Consider the following 18,400-nt stretch of genomic DNA (forward strand, 5'->3'; position numbering starts at 1 on the left):
AGAAATCAGCGGGCTTTTTTCTTACATGCCAAACCAAAAATAAAAAGAGAAGAACACTGACGTGCTCTTCTCTTTTCAATATAGAAAACTAGTCGCAGTTAATCCGATAAATATTTCCCTTCCGCAACTTGCCAGAACGCTCGAATTAGAGGGTTATCTAGTTGTGCTCGCTTGCAACATACACCTAATTCAAAAGGTTTGATTGGCTCTATCTTTAAGCGGTCTACTTTGTCTCGTACAGGACTGTTGTTGATGACGACATCCGGGGCAATACCAACTCCACAACCAAGAGCTACCATACTTACGATCGCTTCATGACCAGATACCTGAGCGTAAATATTGGGTTTTATCTTCATCTTTTTGAACCATGCGTTCGCACGTTCTCTTGCTGTGCCTGCTTCTGGGATAATAAAAGGTACTTCATTCCAGTTTGGTTTATCGGATTGTAGTTGTTGGGTAAAGCTACTCACACCAGATGGAATGATGACTGACAGTGGAATATCGCTGATGGTCTCGAATTCTAACCTTGAAGGAAGGATGTCTGGCTTGGCTGAGATAGCGATATCCGCTTCATCGTTTAAGATCTTGTCGATGGATTGAGCGGGGTCACCAGTTGAGAGCTTAAATTCAATATATGGATGAATAGCCCTGAATTCGGTTATGAGTTCAGGGAGGTGACTGTAGCTGGCCGTTACTGAACAAAATATACGGATCTCACCTTTAAGCTCTTGCTCTCCACCCTTCAGATGAAGGTTATATTGCTGCCACTCTCCAACGATACTCAATGCTACAGGTAGTAGATGTTTACCTGCTGGTGTGAGGTCAACACTGCGGTTGTCTCTGATAAGCAGTTCCTGTCCTGTTTCCTCTTCAAGCTTTTGTATCTGACGGCTCAGTGCTGAAGGGCTGACATGCATAGCAGCAGCGGTTTTGCTGAAACTCTTGCTATCACATAAATGTATAAATAATTGTAGAGATTTTATGTTCATGTTTTGCGATCGTTTCCATGTTGCATTTATTGCAATAACTAATTGTGAATATATCACTTTCAGCAACGGAGTGTCTGTTTTAGTATGAAGTCATTCGATAGAGAGATATCGACCTACGGACTTATTTTTAAAGGAGTGCCCTAGAATGGCTAACTATTTCAATACATTAAACCTTCGTGAACAACTAGACCAACTAGGTCGTTGCCGCTTCATGGATCGTGAAGAATTTGCGACAGAAGCTGAATATCTTGAAGGTAAGAAAATCGTAATTGTTGGTTGTGGTGCTCAAGGCCTAAACCAAGGTCTAAACATGCGTGATTCTGGTCTAGACGTATCTTATGCTCTACGCCAAGCAGCAATTGATGAGAAGCGTCAATCATTCAAAAACGCTGATGAGAACGGTTTTGTTGTAGGTAGCTACGAAATGCTAATCCCACAAGCAGACCTAGTAATCAACCTTACTCCAGACAAGCAACACACAAACGTTGTTGAAACTGTAATGCCGCTAATGAAAGAGGGCGCTGCACTTGGTTACTCTCACGGCTTTAACGTTGTTGAAGAAGGCATGCAATTGCGTTCTGACCTTACGGTTGTAATGGTTGCTCCTAAGTGTCCAGGTTCTGAAGTTCGCGAAGAGTACAAGCGTGGCTTCGGTGTTCCAACACTAATTGCTGTTCACCCAGAGAATGACCCTAAAGGTGAAGGTTGGGATATCGCTAAAGCTTGGGCTGCAGGTACTGGTGGTCACCGTGCAGGTTGCCTAGAGTCTTCTTTTGTAGCGGAAGTTAAATCTGACCTTATGGGTGAGCAAACTATCCTTTGTGGCATGCTACAAGCGGGTTCTATCGTATCTTACGAGAAGATGATCGCTGATGGCATCGAACCAGGCTACGCAGGCAAGCTTCTACAATACGGTTGGGAAACGATCACTGAAGCACTTAAGTTTGGTGGCGTAACTCACATGATGGATCGCCTATCTAACCCAGCTAAAGTTAAAGCGTTTGAGCTTTCTGAAGAGCTTAAAGACCTAATGCGTCCGCTTTACAACAAGCATATGGATGACATCATCTCTGGTCATTTCTCTAGCACTATGATGGCTGACTGGGCGAACGATGACGTGAACCTACTAGGCTGGCGTGAAGAGACTGGTGAAACTGCATTCGAAAACTACCCAGCTTCTGATGTAGAAATCTCAGAGCAAGAATACTTCGACAACGGTATCTTACTTGTTGCTATGGTTCGTGCCGGCGTTGAGCTAGCATTCGAAGCTATGACAGCATCAGGCATCATCGATGAGTCTGCTTACTACGAATCTCTACATGAGCTTCCACTAATTGCAAACACGGTTGCTCGTAAGCGTCTATACGAAATGAACGTTGTAATCTCTGATACAGCTGAGTACGGTAACTACCTATTCGCTAACGTAGCTACACCGCTACTACGTGAGAAGTTCATGCCTTCAGTAGCAACTGACGTAATTGGTCGCGGTCTAGGTGAAACATCTAACCAAGTTGATAACGCTAAGCTAATTGAAGTAAACGAAGCTATCCGTAACCACCCTGTAGAATACATTGGTGAAGAGCTACGTAGCTACATGAGCGACATGAAGCGTATCGCTGTAGGCGGTTAATTCGTCGCCTAGATACTGCAAATTTGTAGAAAAAGCAAAGCAGTATCAACAACTCCTTACAGGTAGGAGTTATGAATAAGCAACACAACATTTAATGAAAAGGCTTGGTCGCCGTTGACCAAGCCTTTTATGTTTTTCTGGGGATGGGTCAAGAGTGTAACTGTTGCTAGAAGAGCACGATACCATTTCTTGTTCTAGACTAAGTCACTCCCGAAAGCGACGAATGAGAGCGTTGTTGGGAATCTATTTTTCTAAGCACGAGCGTATAAAAAAGGGCTGACGTTCTCACGTCAACCCTCTTATATTTGTTCGCTAATAGCTTATTTGTCAGCAAGCTTAGCTTCTAGATCGGCTAGCTTCTGTTCCATTTCAGTTAGCTTTTGACGAGTGCGCAGTAGTACTTGAGTTTGAACATCAAATTCTTCACGGCTTACAACGTCTAACTTGTTCAACTGGCCTTGGATAACCTGACGAACTTTTTGATCTACGTCTGAACCAAGCTCTTTTACTGGTTGAGGCATAGAATCGTGGATCTGCTTAGCAATCTGCTCTAGTTTTTTTGGATCAAACATATCAATTAAAACTCCTGAATATTTATCACTATTCTATTTAATCACACTTGAGATGTCGCCTATGGCGTACAAAAAAAGGCCACCGAAGTAGCCTTTTTATTGTTACTACGCTTAGTGATTACTTATTATCAGCTAATTCTCTGTGCGCTGCTTTTGCTTCATCGACGCGAGCTAGCTTTTCTAGGTCTTTGTCTTCAACAAATACAGGTAAAGGTTTGTGTTTTTCAGCCAAGTAGCTGTAAATCACAGGCAGTACAAATAGCGTGAAGATAGTACCAATCGCTAGACCTGCAACGATTACGATACCAATACTGAAACGCTGAGCCGCACCCGCACCACTTGCGTACATCAGTGGGATTAGACCCGCGATCATCGCAGCCGTTGTCATCAGGATTGGACGAAGACGAACCTTCGCCGCTTCCATTACCGCTTCAATACGGTTTTTGTGATTATGTAGCTGTTCTTCTTTGGCTACCTCACAAATCAAGATACCGTGCTTGGTAATCAGGCCGACCAAGGTGATCAAACCAACTTGCGAATAGATGTTCATCGTTGCCGCACCCCAAGCCAGAGCGATTAGGGCACCACAAATCGCCAGTGGTACAGATACCATGATAACCAGTGGATCTTTTAGAGATTCAAACTGAATCGCCAATACCAAGAAGATGATCGCCAACGCTAAACCAAAGGTCGCGTAAAGTGCGCTACCTTCTGTTACGTATTGGCGTGCTTCACCCATGTAGTCATGGTTGTAGCCACTTGGAAGCTTGTTCGCTGCTGTGTCTTCAAACCACGCAATTGCATCACCCATTGCTGCGCCTGGAGCCGGTACCGCACCAATCGTAGCCGAGTTCAATTGGTTGAAGTGAGGAAGTGAGCGAGGCTCTGCCACAACATCAATCGTAATCAAACTGCCTAGTGGAACGGCGTTACCATCAGCGGCACGTACGTAGTAGTTGTTCATTGACTCTGGGTTCAAACGGAATTTACGTTCAACTTGAGGAATAACCTCGTAAGAACGACCGTTTAAGTCGATACGGTTTACGTAGCCATCAGACATCATAGTACCTAGTGTGATACCGATATCCTGCATGGTCACACCGTATGCGCCCGCTTTGTCCTTATCGATGTGTACTTTCATCGTTGCTGAGTCGTAGTTCAAATCGAGATCCGAGTATACGAACAGCGGATTTGTTGCTACATCAGTCAAGATGTCAGTAGTGATTTGGAATAAGCTCTCAAAACTGTTTGGTGTTGTAATAACAAACTGAATTGGAAGACCTGAACCTGCACCTGGTAGTTCTGGCATTTGGAACGCAGTTACCGCCATGCCCGGTACATCTTTTACTAACTCACCTACGCGGTTAGCAACTTCTGACTGACTTGTCTCACGCTCACTCCATGGAACCATAGATGCGATACCAAACGCTTGGTTTGCATTAGGTACACCAGTAAACACCTGTGCGTACGCTACTTCTGGCTGATCAGACAGAATGGTGTTTACGTCGTTCATGGTATTTTGCATGAAGTCTAAGTTCGCATTTGATGGTGCTGTACCCATCAGCATGATTACACCTTTATCTTCTGAAGGTGCTAATTCACTTGGGATGAACTTAAACAGCATTGGTAAGCTTGCAAATACGATAACAGCAAAGAGAATGAATACTGGGCGATGGTTCATTACCGCACCAAGCATACGCTCGTAACGGTTGGTCATGCCATCCAGTACGCTGTGTACCTTTTGTTCAAACTTGCTTGGCTCGGCATTAGCTTTCAGCATTTTTGAACACATCATTGGCGATAGCGTTAATGCCACGATACCTGATACAAATACCGAACCTGCTAGGGTTAGCGCAAACTCTTTAAATAGAGAACCCGTGATACCACCCATCATCGCGATCGGAGCGTATACCGCACCTAGCGTTAGTGTCATTGCGATAACAGGAACCGCAATTTCACGAGTACCGATGATTGCTGCGCGGAAAGGGGATTCCCCGAGCTTGATATGTCGGTCGACGTTCTCAAGTACAACGATCGCATCATCAACCACCAGACCGATGGCGAGTACCATTGCCAATAGCGTCATCAGGTTCCAAGAGAAACCCATCGCCTGCATTACCATTGCCACACCGATCAATGACAGTGGGATAGTAACGATAGGGATCAGTACCGCTCGGAATGAACCTAGGAACAAGGTAATTACAACCAGTACGATTAATGCTGCTTCAATGATGGTCTTGATAACCTCTTGAATAGATTCGTTAATCGCAATCGTCGAGTCATACATCACATTCATTGAGATGTTACTTGGTAGGTTTTTCTCTAGCTGAGGAAGAAGCTCAAGAACATCGGCTGCAATGTTGATCGGGTTTGCACTTGGTGCCGCGTTAATCGCTGCAACGACCGCTTCCTGACCATTGGCACTTGCACGGTAAACATCGTGGCTTTTCTCTAGAGAAACCTTAGCAATGTCAGATAGACGGATGATTTCGCCTTCGCCACTTCGTACTACAAGGTTTTCTAGCTCTTCAGTGTTTGATACCTGAGTATCAGCACTGCCGTTATAAAGAACAAATTCACCTGTAGCTTGACCTGTCGCAGATTGGTAGTTGTTCGCATCCAATACCGCCATCACGTCTGTTGCCGTTAAGTTTACTGCCGCCATTTTTGATGGATCTAGCCATACGCGCAGTGCGTATTTCATACCACCGTATAGGTCAACTTTTGATACACCGTTTACAGTAAATAGCTGCGGGTTGATTACACGCTCTAGATAATCGGTAATTTGGCTCGACACTAACTCATCACTGGTAAAGCCAATGTAGAGTACCGCTGTCGTTGAACCGGTAGACATAGTTACGGTCGGATCTTCGGCTTCTTTAGGTAGCTGAGAACGAACCGAGTTTGTCTTGGCCAGTATGTCGGACAACGCTGCATTAGGGTCGGTGTTCAACTTCATGTTCACGGTAATCGTAGAACTACCAAGTACAGAAGAAGAAGTCATATAGTCGATGTTATCCGCTTGGGCCACAGCCTGTTCGAGGGGCTGTGTGATAAAGCCTTGGATAAGATCGGCACTTGCACCGTAGTAACTCGTGGTTACGGTTACGACGGTATTCGTCATTTCAGGGTATTCACGCACCTGCATTTTGAAGATTGCTTGTAAGCCAAGCAGCGCAATCAAAAAGCTGATGGATACCGCTAGAACTGGACGTTTAATAAAAACATCAGTAAAGCGCATTGTGCCTCCGGTTACAGCTTAGGTGTTTCAGCAGGTGGAGTGATTGCATCACTTTCAACAACCTTAACTTTGGCACCGTTACTTAGACGTACCTGGCCAGAAGTTACTACTGTATCGCCGGCTTTCACGCCTTCAAGGATGTGTGCAATATCAGCTGTACGCTCACCTACTTTTACAACATGTTGAGCAACACGTTGAACGCCGTCTTCTTCAGTTAGGATGTAAACATTGTCACCGTATAGAGTGAAAGTAATCGCTGTTTGAGGCAGAGTTACTTGGTTCTCTAGTTTAGGCAGAATGATGTTAGCGCGGGCGAACATGCCGCTACGAAGCTTGCCATCATTGTTTGGAATGTCTGCTTGAACTTGGATAAGACCACTTTGGATGCTTACTGCGGGTTCAATCGCACTGATAGAGCCTTCAAACGGTTTTTCTGGGTAAGCATCAACAAAGATATCAACAGCTTGGCCCACATTGATGCGAGAGATATCAGTTTGAGAAACCGTGAAGCGTAGGCGCATTACACTGGTATCCTCTAAACGAACGATATCTGTACCCGATTGTAGGTATTGACCTAGGTATACGTTACGGATACCAACTGTGCCATCGAATGGTGCGCGAATTTCACGACGTGCAATCGACGCTTTTAGGCTCTCAATGTCAGCCGAAAGAGAGAAGTAGTTAGCTTCTGCTTCATCATAAGCTTCTTTAGAGATAGAGCCTTTCTTGAATAGACCTTGGTAACGCTTGTACTTTGCTTTCGCAGCAGGCAAGCGAGCTTCAGAACTCTTAAGATTCGCTTTCTCTACATCTGAATCAAGGCGAACTAATAGTTGATCGCTCTTAACCTCAGTACCTGATTCAAAAGAAATTTGGTCGATTACACCGCTGGTTTCGTTCGCTAGTGTCACACCTTGGTTAGGTTCGATGAAGCCGATAGCTTCAATCACTGGAACCCAGTCGATCGGCTGAACTTCAGTTACCGTTACTGGAAACTCTGGTTCAGGGCGGTTGGCCATATACTCAGCAATTTTTTGTTGTTTGAACATGTTAAACCCAATAACACTGCCGAAAAGTAGCACAGCGATGAGTAACATGAAGAAAGTCCACTTTTTCATTATGGTCAAAACTCCGATCTAGTGTTTAATTATTGCGTCCCAACTTGCTTCGATTGCAGATTCTAGTTCTGCTTCATCAAGTTGGTAAAATCCTAAAGAATGCTTGCGTGCTAGAGATACACTAGCCGCCAAGCTCAAGCCGCCTAATACTTCATTGTGCAGCGGTTTAAACAATCCTTGTTCTTTCCCTTCTTCAAATAACAGCTCAACTTGGGCAAACATTTTACGTTCTAGTTCCCTGAAGTTTAGGCTATTTGTGATGGGTAGAGAGTCATACTGAACCCGATTTTTTATTGCGGCTAAATTCGTTCCTGCTAAGTTCCATATGTTCAACCACATAGTACGGTAGCGTTGCTTAATTGGATCCGAATCATTAACCCCATCTTGAACAGCATCAGCTACTCTTTGAGTCACGAGCACTCGAACATCTTCGATCAAATGCTCTTTATCATCGAAGTAGCGATAGATAGTGCCTGCAGCTACTCCCGCTTCTTTTGCTAACTTTTGCATTGAAAGGCCCTGGAAGCCGACCTCTGCTATTAGCTTTTCAGCTGCAGAAAGTATTTGCTGGCGTTTATCCTGAGGTGCATGAGTAGTCATATTTCAATCACCAATGAATGAACGTTCATTCATTATAGCCTAATAACCATACACATGTGCAACAAAGTTTTACATAATCGGCGTAAAAATCTTGTATAAGAGAACGTAGCATTCGTGATGTTGCAGCATTATTATAGGCGCGCAATTGAATTCGCCCCCTCTAGACCAAATTGAGAATCAAATGAAACTGAACCCAAGACAAGATGAAGCCGTGAAATATGTTTCGGGGCCCTGCTTAGTATTAGCAGGCGCTGGATCCGGTAAAACACGTGTTATCACTAATAAGATCGCTTACTTGGTTCAAGAGTGTGGCTATAAGGCGCGTAATATTGCAGCCGTAACCTTTACCAATAAAGCAGCGCGCGAGATGAAAGAGCGTGTTGGGCAAACTCTTGGGAAGGGTGAATCGAAAGGGCTGATTGTTTCGACCTTTCATACCATGGGTTTAACCATCATCCGTCGTGAATACAAAGCGCTGGGCTTGAAAGCGGGTTTCTCTTTGTTTGATGACCAAGACCAGTTGGCGCTATTAAAAGAGCTAACAGAAAGACAGATCGATGGTGACAAGGACTTATTACGTGCATTGATGAGTGCGATTTCGAATTGGAAGAATGACATGCTGACGCCAGATCAGGCGAAAGCACGCGCTCAAGGCGAACAAGAGCAGCTGTTTGCATTCTGTTTTGAGATGTACCAGAAACAGATGAAGGCATACAACGCCCTCGACTTTGATGACTTGATTGCACTGCCTGTTCTATTACTCAAGACCAATCAAGAAGTGCGCGAGCGTTGGCAGTCACGTATCCGTTATTTATTGGTCGATGAGTATCAAGATACCAACACCAGCCAATATGAGTTGGTTCGTTTATTGGTGGGAGAGCGTGGTCGTTTAACGGTGGTAGGCGATGATGACCAATCTATTTACTCGTGGCGTGGTGCAAAACCGCAAAACCTGGTGCTGCTAGGTGAGGATTACCCAAACCTTCGTCTGATTAAGCTAGAGCAAAACTACCGCTCAACCAGTCGAATCTTGCGTGCAGCGAACATATTGATCGCCAATAACCCGCACGTTTATGAGAAGTCTCTATTCTCAGAGATCCCTGACGGTGAAAAGCTTAAGGTCTTGAATGCCAAAAACGAAGAGCACGAAGCCGAGCGTATTACCGGTGAGATCATCGCGCACAAGTTTTTGAATCGCACAGAATACATAGATTACGCAGTGCTTTACCGTGGTAACCACCAATCTCGTTTGATTGAAAAAGCACTGATGCAGAACCGTGTGCCTTACAAGATCTCTGGCGGTACCTCTTTCTTTGCTAGAGCAGAAATAAAAGACATCATGGCTTACCTGCGTGTGTTGGTGAACCCTGATGATGACAACGCCTTCCTACGCATTGTAAACATACCGCGTCGTGAGATTGGTCCGGTGACGCTAGAGAAGCTAGGCAGTTATGCCAACATGCGTGGCAAGAGCTTGTTTGAAGCGAGCTTTGAGATGGGCTTAGAGCAAACCCTTACAGGCCGGGGCTTAGAGAACTTACGTCGATTTACCGATTGGATTGTTCGTATCTCGGATAATGCTGAGCGTGGTAATACTGTAGATGCAGTGCGTTCTTTGGTTCGTGATATTAATTACGAAGATTGGTTGTACGAAACCTCAGCGAGCCCGAAAGCCGCTGAAATGCGAATGAAGAACGTCTCTGATCTCTATAGTTGGATTGTGGCCGACCTTGAGGGTGACAACTACGACAAAGAAGAGAAAACCCTACGTGAGGTGGTTCAACGTTTAACGCTGCGCGACATGATGGAGCGTGGTGAAGATGATGACGACGCAGACCAAGTTCAGTTAATGACATTGCATGCATCGAAAGGCCTAGAGTTCCCATATGTATTTCTGATGGGAGCAGAAGAGGGGATCTTACCGCACCAAACCAGTGTTGATGAAGGCAACGTAGAAGAAGAACGTCGTCTTATGTATGTAGGGATTACTCGAGCGCAGAAAGAGCTGACTTTTACTAAGTGTCGTGAGCGTCGTCAATATGGTGAATTGATTAAGCCAACACAAAGTCGCTTCCTTGATGAGCTGCCACATGATGATGTGGAATGGGAAAGTGTTAAGAAGCCTCAATCCGCTGAAGAAAGAATGGAAAAAGGGCAGGCGCACATTGCGAATATTCGTGCGATGTTCAACAAGAAATAAGCTTAGCTTTATTTGCACTATATAGAAGCTAATAAAAAAGGTGACCATGAGGTCACCTTTTTTGAATTTGGCATTTTTAATTACAGACCGGCAATCATGTGCTCAATAGCATCTTTGATTTCGTCGTCTGAACAGTCCATACATGAACCTTTCGCTGGCATCGCATTGAAACCATTGATTGCGTGGTCAGCTAGGATGTCGCGACCTTGAGCAATACGAGGCGCCCAGTCACCAGCATCACCTGTTTTAGGTGCGCCACTTACGCCAGATGCGTGACAAGCGATACAAAAGGTACCGTAAACTGCTGCGCCATCACGAGGGCCTGTTGGTTCCGCGGCTACTGGCTCGCTGCCGACTAGGTAAACTTGGCCAACTGGTTTGATGCGTTCAGCAATTGCATCTTGCTCTGCTTCGCTTAGGCCTGCAGCCATTGCGCCAGTTGAAAAGGTTAAAACTGCGATGACAACGCTTAAAATTCGACGAGACATATCCATTAAACTCACTTTACATTCCCAAGGTAAGTACATGCTTACCAATTTATAGTGTTGGAAGGGTGTTTTGGCTTTAACCAGCAAAGAGCAACTGTTAAACCAATGTAAATAATGGGTGATTATATCCCGATAAGTTGTTGCAATAAACAACAACTTATAAGCTGTGGTGGGTTGTAGTACTCAAATAAGGGGTTTATCACATATTAACTGTCGAAAAAGAGACCAAACAGAAAAAAAAGTTAAAAAAGTACTAGACGGCATTGGGTGATATACGTATTATTCCACTCCGCCGACAGGGCATGCGCCTGTAGCTCAGCTGGATAGAGCGTTGGCCTCCGGAGCCAAAGGCCGAAGGTTCGAATCCTTTCAGGCGCGCCATCCGGTCTCTTACTTCGGTAAGTGAGAAATTGGCAGAAAAGAAATAATGGTGGCTATAGCTCAGTTGGTAGAGCCCTGGATTGTGATTCCGGTGGTCGCGAGTTCGAATCTCGTTAGCCACCCCATTCTTTCTTTACAAATTATCGGTAGCTTCGGCTTCCAGTGTTGATTCATTATCCCTAGAATCGATACAAAACTAGTCGGTGAATAGCGCAGCTTGGTAGCGCATCTGGTTTGGGACCAGAGGGTCGGGGGTTCGAATCCCTCTTCACCGACCACTATTTCAATAATCGCTTGTTAAGCGGTTATATAAAAAATTAGTGGTGGCTATAGCTCAGTTGGTAGAGCCCTGGATTGTGATTCCGGTGGTCGCGAGTTCGAATCTCGTTAGCCACCCCATTAATTTTGGTAGCTTCTTTGAAGTTCCCAGTTTGAGAAATCAAACGAAACGTCTCGGTGAATAGCGCAGCTTGGTAGCGCATCTGGTTTGGGACCAGAGGGTCGGGGGTTCGAATCCCTCTTCACCGACCACCTTAAGAAGCCTCGTCAGAAATGACGGGGCTTTTTTACGTCTGAAATGTAGATAGTTTGAGGCCAGAAGGCCGTGGGCTGGATCGCCAGTCCGATCAAATCCCTCTTCACCGACCACCTTTAAGAAAGCTCATCAGAAATGATGAGCTTTTTTTTCATCTGTCGATCACTAGGTTGAAACCCTGGGGTTCGCCTGATGTTCAAAGAATGTCTCTTCACCAATCACTTAAGAAACCTCAACTAGCCGTCCGCGTCAGAAATGATGAGGCATTTTACTCCTGTCGTTTTAGTCTTCTTCAGTTTTTGCTGCTTGTTGTATCGAACCAATCTAGTTCAGCAGTCTCCTTAAGATATCTTCAGTTAAACTACCTACTGTAGATAAGAACTCTGCTTACGATTTTCCTCATTATTACGCCTGTATAGAGGTGTTCGTTTTATTAAACCAGAAGATCTATATCTAATTTTATATAAATAGCCCGCTTAATAATTCGACATATTAATGGGTTTGGTCTAGAAACTTTTATGAAAAGTGAAGCCTGACCCAAAATTTGCTTACTAAGGCCTGAATTTAACAGCTTTCTACGCATTTGCCGGTTCAAAAACTCCTCTGATTTATTAAGCCTTTCGTTTCTCTGGTTTGTATTTATCTAGATAATGGAAATGGTTAAATGTATGGCTAATTTAATACTATCTGGTTGTTTTATTTGTTTAAGTTGGCAAAATCAGCGTTTGTTTCTATAGTGTTAATTGTTTATTGGAATAATTATTTGTTTTTAGTGACTGGTAGTGAGATCTGCTTTGAAGCACAGGTTTAACTCTACAAGTAAGTAGTAGTAAGGATTTTGTGAGTATTTCTTGCCGATAATATAGCTTTGATTTTTCTTACTATATGCTCTTTATGTGAATAGTTATGTGGTGCTTTTGCTTGTTAAGCGTTTAATGTCGACTTTTTATCCTATTTTTGTTGCTTTTCTGTGAATTATTTGCCAAATTGTCAACCGTATAAAATATCAGAACAATATTCTGGTAAGAATGGATTCAATTTTGCAGACAGGGCAGAAAGCTGCCAAAGCAGTAGAGGTCTGGTAATGTCACTTTTAGAAGTAAAAAATCTTCGTATCGAATACCCATCTCGTCATGGAGTTCACGCCGCAGTTAAATCACTTTCGTTCAACATTGAACGTGGTGAGATTGTTGGTGTTGTAGGCGAGTCTGGTGCAGGTAAATCAACAGTAGGTAATGCTGTGATCGATTTGCTGAGCCCTCCTGGTCGCATTGCAAGCGGCGAGGTATTTCTGGATGGCGAAAAAGTCTCTGGCTTATCTCCTGAACAGATGCGTTCTGTTCGCGGCTCAAAGATTGGTTTTATCTTCCAAGATCCAATGACGTCTCTTAACCCTCTATTCACAGTAGAACAGCAGTTAAAAGAAACGATTCACGCCAACATGAAGGTTTCGGATCAAGAAGCCTACCAACGCTCATTGGACTTGATGAACCAAGTTGGTATCCCGCAACCAGAAAACCGTTTAAAGCAGTATCCACACCAATTCTCTGGCGGTATGCGTCAGCGTGTTGTTATCGCGATCGCATTGGCAGGTGAACCTGACCTAATCATTGCTGATGAACCAACAACAGCACTGGATGTGTCCATCCAAGATCAGATCTTGGGTTTGATTCGCGATCTATGTATCAAGAAGAACGTAGGTTGCATGTTGGTCACGCACGACATGGGTGTGGTATCTAACGTAACTGATCGCGTAGCCGTAATGTATCGAGGTGATTTGGTTGAGTTCGGCCCTACAGCTAAAGTGCTAGGTACTCCTGAACACCCATATACACACAGCCTTATCTCAGCGGTTCCACGTTCAGACCGCAAACTCGATCGTTTCCCTCTTGTTAGCTACATAGAAGAAGCGCACGAGATGGAACCCCTTGACGTTAAAAACCACTGGTTAGGTCAAAGCCAAGATCACGGTGATTACACTGGCCCATTGTTGAATGTTGAAAATGTAAACCTGCGTTTCACGACTAAAGATTCGTTCTTTGAGAGCCGTCGCGAGTACGTTCAAGCATCAAACAATGTGAGCTTTGAAGTGCATGAAGGTGAGACATTTGGCTTGGTTGGTGAGTCAGGTTCAGGTAAATCAACGATTGCTCGTGTGATTGCAGGCTTATACGCACCCAACTCAGGTAAGGTAACGTTTGAAGGCGTTGACCTGACTGGCCTTAAATCTGAAAAAGAACGTCGCCCAATGCGCCGTCAAATGCAGATGGTTTTCCAAAACCCTTACACATCAATGAACCCTCGAATGAAGATATTCGACATCATTGCTGAACCTATTCGATTCCATAAGCTTACTCGCAACGAAAACGAAACTCGTCAGATCGTGAATGATTTGCTAGAGCACGTTGGCTTAGGCGTAATGGCAGGGGTTAAGTACCCGCACGAATTCTCAGGTGGCCAACGTCAGCGTATTTCTATCGCTCGCGCCTTGGCAACTCGTCCTCGTCTTTTGATTTGTGATGAACCAACATCGGCACTGGATGTGTCGGTACAGGCTCAAATCCTTAACCTACTAAAAGACTTACAAGATGAGCTAAACCTAACCATGCTGTTCATCAGTCACGACTTACCGGTTATTCGCCAAATGTGTGATCGTGTTGGTGTGATGCAAATGGGAGAACTATTGGAAGTAGCGCCAACTGAGCAGCTGTTCCAATCACCTCAGCATGAATACAGCAAACAACTGATTTCTTTAATGCCTGAATTTACAGGTTTAAGAGAAGAAAAAGCAGTGGCACAAGCCGCGGTATAAAAATCAGCAGGCTGGAGTTTAGCTTGCTAACAACAATAAACAGACGCAAATACAACAACTAGGGATCTGGATTCCCGCATGAAGGAGTTATGCAATGAAAACCATGAAAAGCAAATTAGCAGTAGCTTTAATGGCAGCTGGCCTAAGCTTTAGTGCAGCAGCAGCAGATATTACCGTTGGCTACGCAGCTGACCCAGTATCACTTGACCCGCACGAGCAGCTGTCTGGTGGCACACTGCAAATGTCTCACATGGTGTTTGACCCTCTAGTACGTTTCACAAAAGAGATGGATTTTGAAGGCCGCCTAGCATCTAGCTGGGAGCGTGTTGATGAAACGACTTTCCGTTTCAACCTACGTAAAGGTGTGAAATTCCACTCTGGTAACGAACTGACTGCTGATGATGTTGTGTGGACTTTTGAACGTCTACAAGCTTCTCCAGACTTTAAGTCTATCTTCACGCCATACGAAAAAATGGTAAAAGTGGATGACTACACAGTTGAGCTAGTATCAAAAGCGGCTTACCCACTAGTACTACAAACAGCAACTTACATCTTCCCAATGGACAGCAAGTTCTACTCTGGCCAAACAGCGGAAGGTAAAGACAAGTCTGAGCTAGTTAAGCACGGTAACTCGTTCGCTTCGACTAACGTTTCAGGTACTGGCCCATTCATCGTAACGCAGCGTGAGCAAGGCGTTAAAGTAACGTTCGAACGTTTCAACGATTACTGGGACACAGAAACTGAAGGCAACGTAGACAAGCTAACACTTGTGCCAATCAAAGAAGATGCGACACGTGTTGCAGCACTTCTTTCTGGCGACGTTGATATGATTCACCCAGTAGCACCAAACGATCACAAGCGTGTTAAGAACGCTAAGAATATCGATCTGGTAACGCTACCTGGTACTCGTATCATCACGTTCCAAATGAACCAAAACAGCAACGAAGCACTGAAAGATGTTCGCGTTCGTCAGGCGATTGTTCATGCAATCAACAACGAAGGCATCGTTAAGAAGATCATGAAAGGCTTCGCAACCGCTGCTGGTCAGCAAAGTCCAACAGGCTACGCGGGTCACAACGAAGAGCTAGTACCTCGTTACGATCTTAAGAAAGCGAAAGAGCTGATGAAAGAAGCGGGCTACGAAGATGGCTTTACGCTAACTATGATGGCACCAAACAACCGTTACGTGAACGATGCGAAAGTAGCACAAGCGTCTGCGGCAATGCTGTCTAAGATTGGTATCAAAGTTGATCTTAAGACTATGCCTAAAGCACAGTACTGGCCTGAATTTGACCTATGTTCAGCAGACATGATGATGATCGGCTGGCACTCAGATACTGAAGATTCAGCGAACTTCAACGAGTTCCTAACAATGACTCGTAACGAAGAGACAGGTCGTGGCCAATACAACTGTTCTGGTTACTCAAACCCAGAGATGGATGCGATTGTAGAAGCATCTAACACTGAAACTGATCCAGTTAAGCGTTCTAAGATGCTGAAAGGCGTTGAAGCAACACTATACAACGACGCTGCATTCGTACCGCTACACTGGCAAAGTGAAGCGTGGGGCGCGAAGTCTAACGTAGGTGCTGCAGACATCGTAAACCCAATGGTTATGCCTTACTTCGGCGACCTAGTTGTAAAATAATCTAGCTTGCTAGAATCGAGAGCCTGAAGCTTTTCAGGCTCTCAAATTATTAAGAAATAGATTTAAGTTTAGGTATTTAGTCTTCCTTCAGTCTGGCTAAATACCTTTTTTAAGACTGAATTTTTGTTATCTAGTCGCGGATTTCGACTAGATAGTCATGGATAGATAAGGGGCAAGGAATGGTTACGTTTCTGGTCAAGCGCCTGTTTCAGGCACTGATAGTGATGTTTGTGATCAGTTTGGTGGCGTTTGCCATTCAGGATAACCTGGGCGACCCGTTACGTGAGTTAGTCGGTCAATCTGTTTCAGAATCGGAGCGTCAAGCGCTGCGTGATGAACTCGGCTTAAATGATCCCTTCATTACCAAATACACCCGCTTTGTGAGCGCAGCTCTACAAGGTGATCTTGGTACTTCATATTTCTTTAAACGCCCTGCTGTGGACGTAATCTTAGATAAGCTGGTGGCGACGCTTGAACTTGTGTTTGGCGCTTCTCTGATCATCGTTTGTCTGTCGATTCCACTTGGCGTTTATTCTGCAATACACCCAAAAAGCTTCTTCACTAAGCTCGTGATGGCGGGCAGTAGTATCGGCATCTCTGTGCCTGTTTTCTTAACCGCAATCATGCTGATGTATGTGTTTTCTATTGAACTCGGCTGGCTGCCGTCATTCGGACGTGGTGATACCGCAAACTGGTTTGGTTGGGAGTCTGGCTTCTTAACGCTAGATGGCCTTGCACACTTAGTACTGCCGAGCATTGCTTTGGCATCTATCATGCTGCCTCTGTTCATTCGTCTAGTACGCTCTGAAATGCTCGAGGTTCTGAGCTCTGAATACATCAAGTTTGGTAAAGCAAAAGGCTTAGCGCTGAACAAGATTTACTACCAACACGCTTTGAAAAACACAATGCTACCTGTACTAACGGTAGGTGGTGTTCAAATCGGTACTATGGTGGCTTACACCATTCTTACTGAAACAGTATTCCAGTGGCCAGGTACCGGCTTCCTTTTCCTTGAAGCGATTAACCGAGTGGATACTCCACTGATTACCGCATACGTTATCTTCGTTGGCCTGATCTTCGTAGTAACGAACACCATTGTTGACCTGCTGTACGGCATCATTAACCCAACAGTGAACATTACAGGGAAAGGAGCATAATCATGGAACAAACAACAACAGCTCCATCTCGTTGGGAGCGATTCAAGCAGTCAGACATTCTGTACTACTTCTTACGCGATAAAGTCGCAATGGTGAGCTTCGCTATCTTTGCAGCTTTCCTCATTATGGCATTAGCGGCACCGATTCTAGCGCCAACAGACCCGTATGACGTGACGTCTATCGACATCATGGATTCAGAGCTACCACCATCTTGGATGGAAGACGGCGAAGAGCGCTTTCTACTAGGTACTGATGAGCAAGGTCGTGACATCTTATCGACGATGCTTTATGGCTCGCGCCTGTCACTGACTATTGGTTTCCTAGCTGTTGGCCTTCAGTTGACTCTAGGTATCATTATTGGTCTGTCTGCGGGTTACTTCGGTGGTCGTATCGATAGTTTCCTGATGCGTTTTGCCGATGTTCAGCTTTCGTTCTCAACCATGATGGTTGCGATCATTGTTTCGGCTATCTTTAAGGCGAGTTTCGGTAGTGACTTCTACGCGCAATATGCCGTTGTTATGCTGGTGGTGATCATCGGTATTGCTGAATGGCCTCAGTATGCTCGTACGATTCGTGCATCGGTATTGGCAGAGAAGAAGAAAGAGTACGTAGAAGCGGCTCGTGTGATGGGCTTTAGAGCGCCTCGCATCATGTTCCGTCATATTCTACCTAACTGTTTATCACCGATTTTGGTTATCTCTACGGTACAGGTGGCAAATGCCATCATGTCAGAGGCGGCACTTTCTTTCCTAGGTTTGGGTCTTCCGGTAGACCAACCGTCACTCGGCGCCCTGATCAGTACTGGTTTTAACTACATTTTCTCAGGAGCATGGTGGATCACAGCATTCCCGGGTGTGCTTTTGGTAACATTGGTTCTAGTTATTAACCTATTAGGTGACTGGTTACGCGACGTGTTTAACCCGAAAATCTACAAAGGGTGATAGCTCGGTTTGATTTTTAGTAAAAAAAGTCACTAAACTAAGAGCCGTAAGCAATTACGGCTCTTTTTTTGCTTAATGGATCTGGAAC

12 protein-coding genes and 5 tRNA genes are annotated in these 18,400 nt (G+C 44.7%); 11 read left to right on the top strand and 6 right to left on the bottom strand.

Annotation, left to right across the window (positions count from 1 at the left end; translation table 11 throughout):
- Positions 1-98: 98 nt before the first annotated feature.
- On the bottom strand, positions 99-989 hold the full coding sequence (ilvY, locus tag BCT34_RS21245) for an HTH-type transcriptional activator IlvY (protein WP_076654475.1): 891 nt from the start codon (positions 987-989) through the stop codon (positions 99-101).
- Positions 990-1,134: 145 nt separating this feature from the next.
- Between ilvY and ilvC the strand changes: the two genes are divergently transcribed.
- Positions 1,135-2,619 (top strand): ketol-acid reductoisomerase, encoded by a 1,485-nt coding sequence (gene ilvC, locus BCT34_RS21250; protein ID WP_076654474.1) that lies wholly within the window; start codon positions 1,135-1,137, stop codon positions 2,617-2,619.
- 320 nt (positions 2,620-2,939) lie between these two features.
- On the opposite strand, the gene BCT34_RS21255 is transcribed toward ilvC, so the two are convergent.
- From BCT34_RS21255 to BCT34_RS21270, 4 genes are all read right to left on the bottom strand, one after another.
- Positions 2,940-3,191: an accessory factor UbiK family protein gene (locus BCT34_RS21255; protein ID WP_032551009.1), complete on the bottom strand. Its 252-nt coding sequence runs from the start codon at positions 3,189-3,191 to the stop codon at positions 2,940-2,942.
- Between the two features lie 118 nt (positions 3,192-3,309).
- Positions 3,310-6,432 carry a multidrug efflux RND transporter permease subunit gene (locus BCT34_RS21260; RefSeq protein ID WP_076654473.1) on the bottom strand — a complete coding sequence of 1,041 codons (3,123 nt, stop codon included), beginning with the start codon at positions 6,430-6,432 and terminating at the stop codon, positions 3,310-3,312.
- A gap of 11 nt (positions 6,433-6,443) precedes the next feature.
- Positions 6,444-7,550, bottom strand: a complete 1,107-nt coding sequence (locus BCT34_RS21265) for an efflux RND transporter periplasmic adaptor subunit (RefSeq protein WP_076654472.1) — start codon at positions 7,548-7,550, stop codon at positions 6,444-6,446.
- Between the two features lie 18 nt (positions 7,551-7,568).
- Positions 7,569-8,150, bottom strand: a complete 582-nt coding sequence (locus BCT34_RS21270; RefSeq protein ID WP_076654471.1) for a TetR/AcrR family transcriptional regulator — start codon at positions 8,148-8,150, stop codon at positions 7,569-7,571.
- A gap of 181 nt (positions 8,151-8,331) precedes the next feature.
- Between BCT34_RS21270 and rep the strand changes: the two genes are divergently transcribed.
- Positions 8,332-10,350: a DNA helicase Rep gene (rep, locus tag BCT34_RS21275; RefSeq protein ID WP_076654470.1), complete on the top strand. Its 2,019-nt coding sequence runs from the start codon at positions 8,332-8,334 to the stop codon at positions 10,348-10,350.
- A gap of 80 nt (positions 10,351-10,430) precedes the next feature.
- Here rep and BCT34_RS21280 read toward each other — a convergent pair whose 3' ends face one another.
- Positions 10,431-10,844, bottom strand: a complete 414-nt coding sequence (locus BCT34_RS21280; RefSeq protein WP_076654469.1) for a cytochrome c5 family protein — start codon at positions 10,842-10,844, stop codon at positions 10,431-10,433.
- A 298-nt stretch (positions 10,845-11,142) separates the two neighbouring features.
- On the opposite strand from BCT34_RS21280, the gene BCT34_RS21285 reads away from it, so the two are divergent.
- From BCT34_RS21285 to BCT34_RS21325, 9 genes are all read left to right on the top strand, one after another.
- Positions 11,143-11,219: transfer RNA gene (locus tag BCT34_RS21285), tRNA-Arg, on the top strand.
- A gap of 49 nt (positions 11,220-11,268) precedes the next feature.
- A tRNA-His gene (locus BCT34_RS21290) sits at positions 11,269-11,344 on the top strand.
- A gap of 76 nt (positions 11,345-11,420) precedes the next feature.
- Positions 11,421-11,497: transfer RNA gene (locus BCT34_RS21295), tRNA-Pro, on the top strand.
- Between the two features lie 45 nt (positions 11,498-11,542).
- Positions 11,543-11,618, top strand: a tRNA-His gene (locus BCT34_RS21300).
- Positions 11,619-11,673: 55 nt separating this feature from the next.
- Positions 11,674-11,750, top strand: a tRNA-Pro gene (locus BCT34_RS21305).
- Positions 11,751-12,838: 1,088 nt separating this feature from the next.
- Positions 12,839-14,566, top strand: a complete 1,728-nt coding sequence (locus BCT34_RS21310; protein ID WP_076654468.1) for an ABC transporter ATP-binding protein — start codon at positions 12,839-12,841, stop codon at positions 14,564-14,566.
- A gap of 94 nt (positions 14,567-14,660) precedes the next feature.
- Entirely contained in the window at positions 14,661-16,214 is a 1,554-nt protein-coding gene (locus BCT34_RS21315; protein WP_076654467.1) for an ABC transporter substrate-binding protein, read from the top strand.
- A gap of 179 nt (positions 16,215-16,393) precedes the next feature.
- A complete protein-coding gene (locus BCT34_RS21320; RefSeq protein WP_076654466.1) occupies positions 16,394-17,371 on the top strand; it encodes an ABC transporter permease in 978 nt (325 codons plus the stop codon).
- Between the two features lie 2 nt (positions 17,372-17,373).
- Complete coding sequence (locus tag BCT34_RS21325) at positions 17,374-18,312, top strand: ABC transporter permease (protein WP_076654465.1); 939 nt, start codon at positions 17,374-17,376, stop codon at positions 18,310-18,312.
- Positions 18,313-18,400: the final 88 nt, after the last annotated feature.

The organism is Vibrio sp. 10N.261.45.E2 (genome assembly GCF_002875705.1).
Classification (GTDB): Bacteria; Pseudomonadota; Gammaproteobacteria; order Enterobacterales; family Vibrionaceae; genus Vibrio.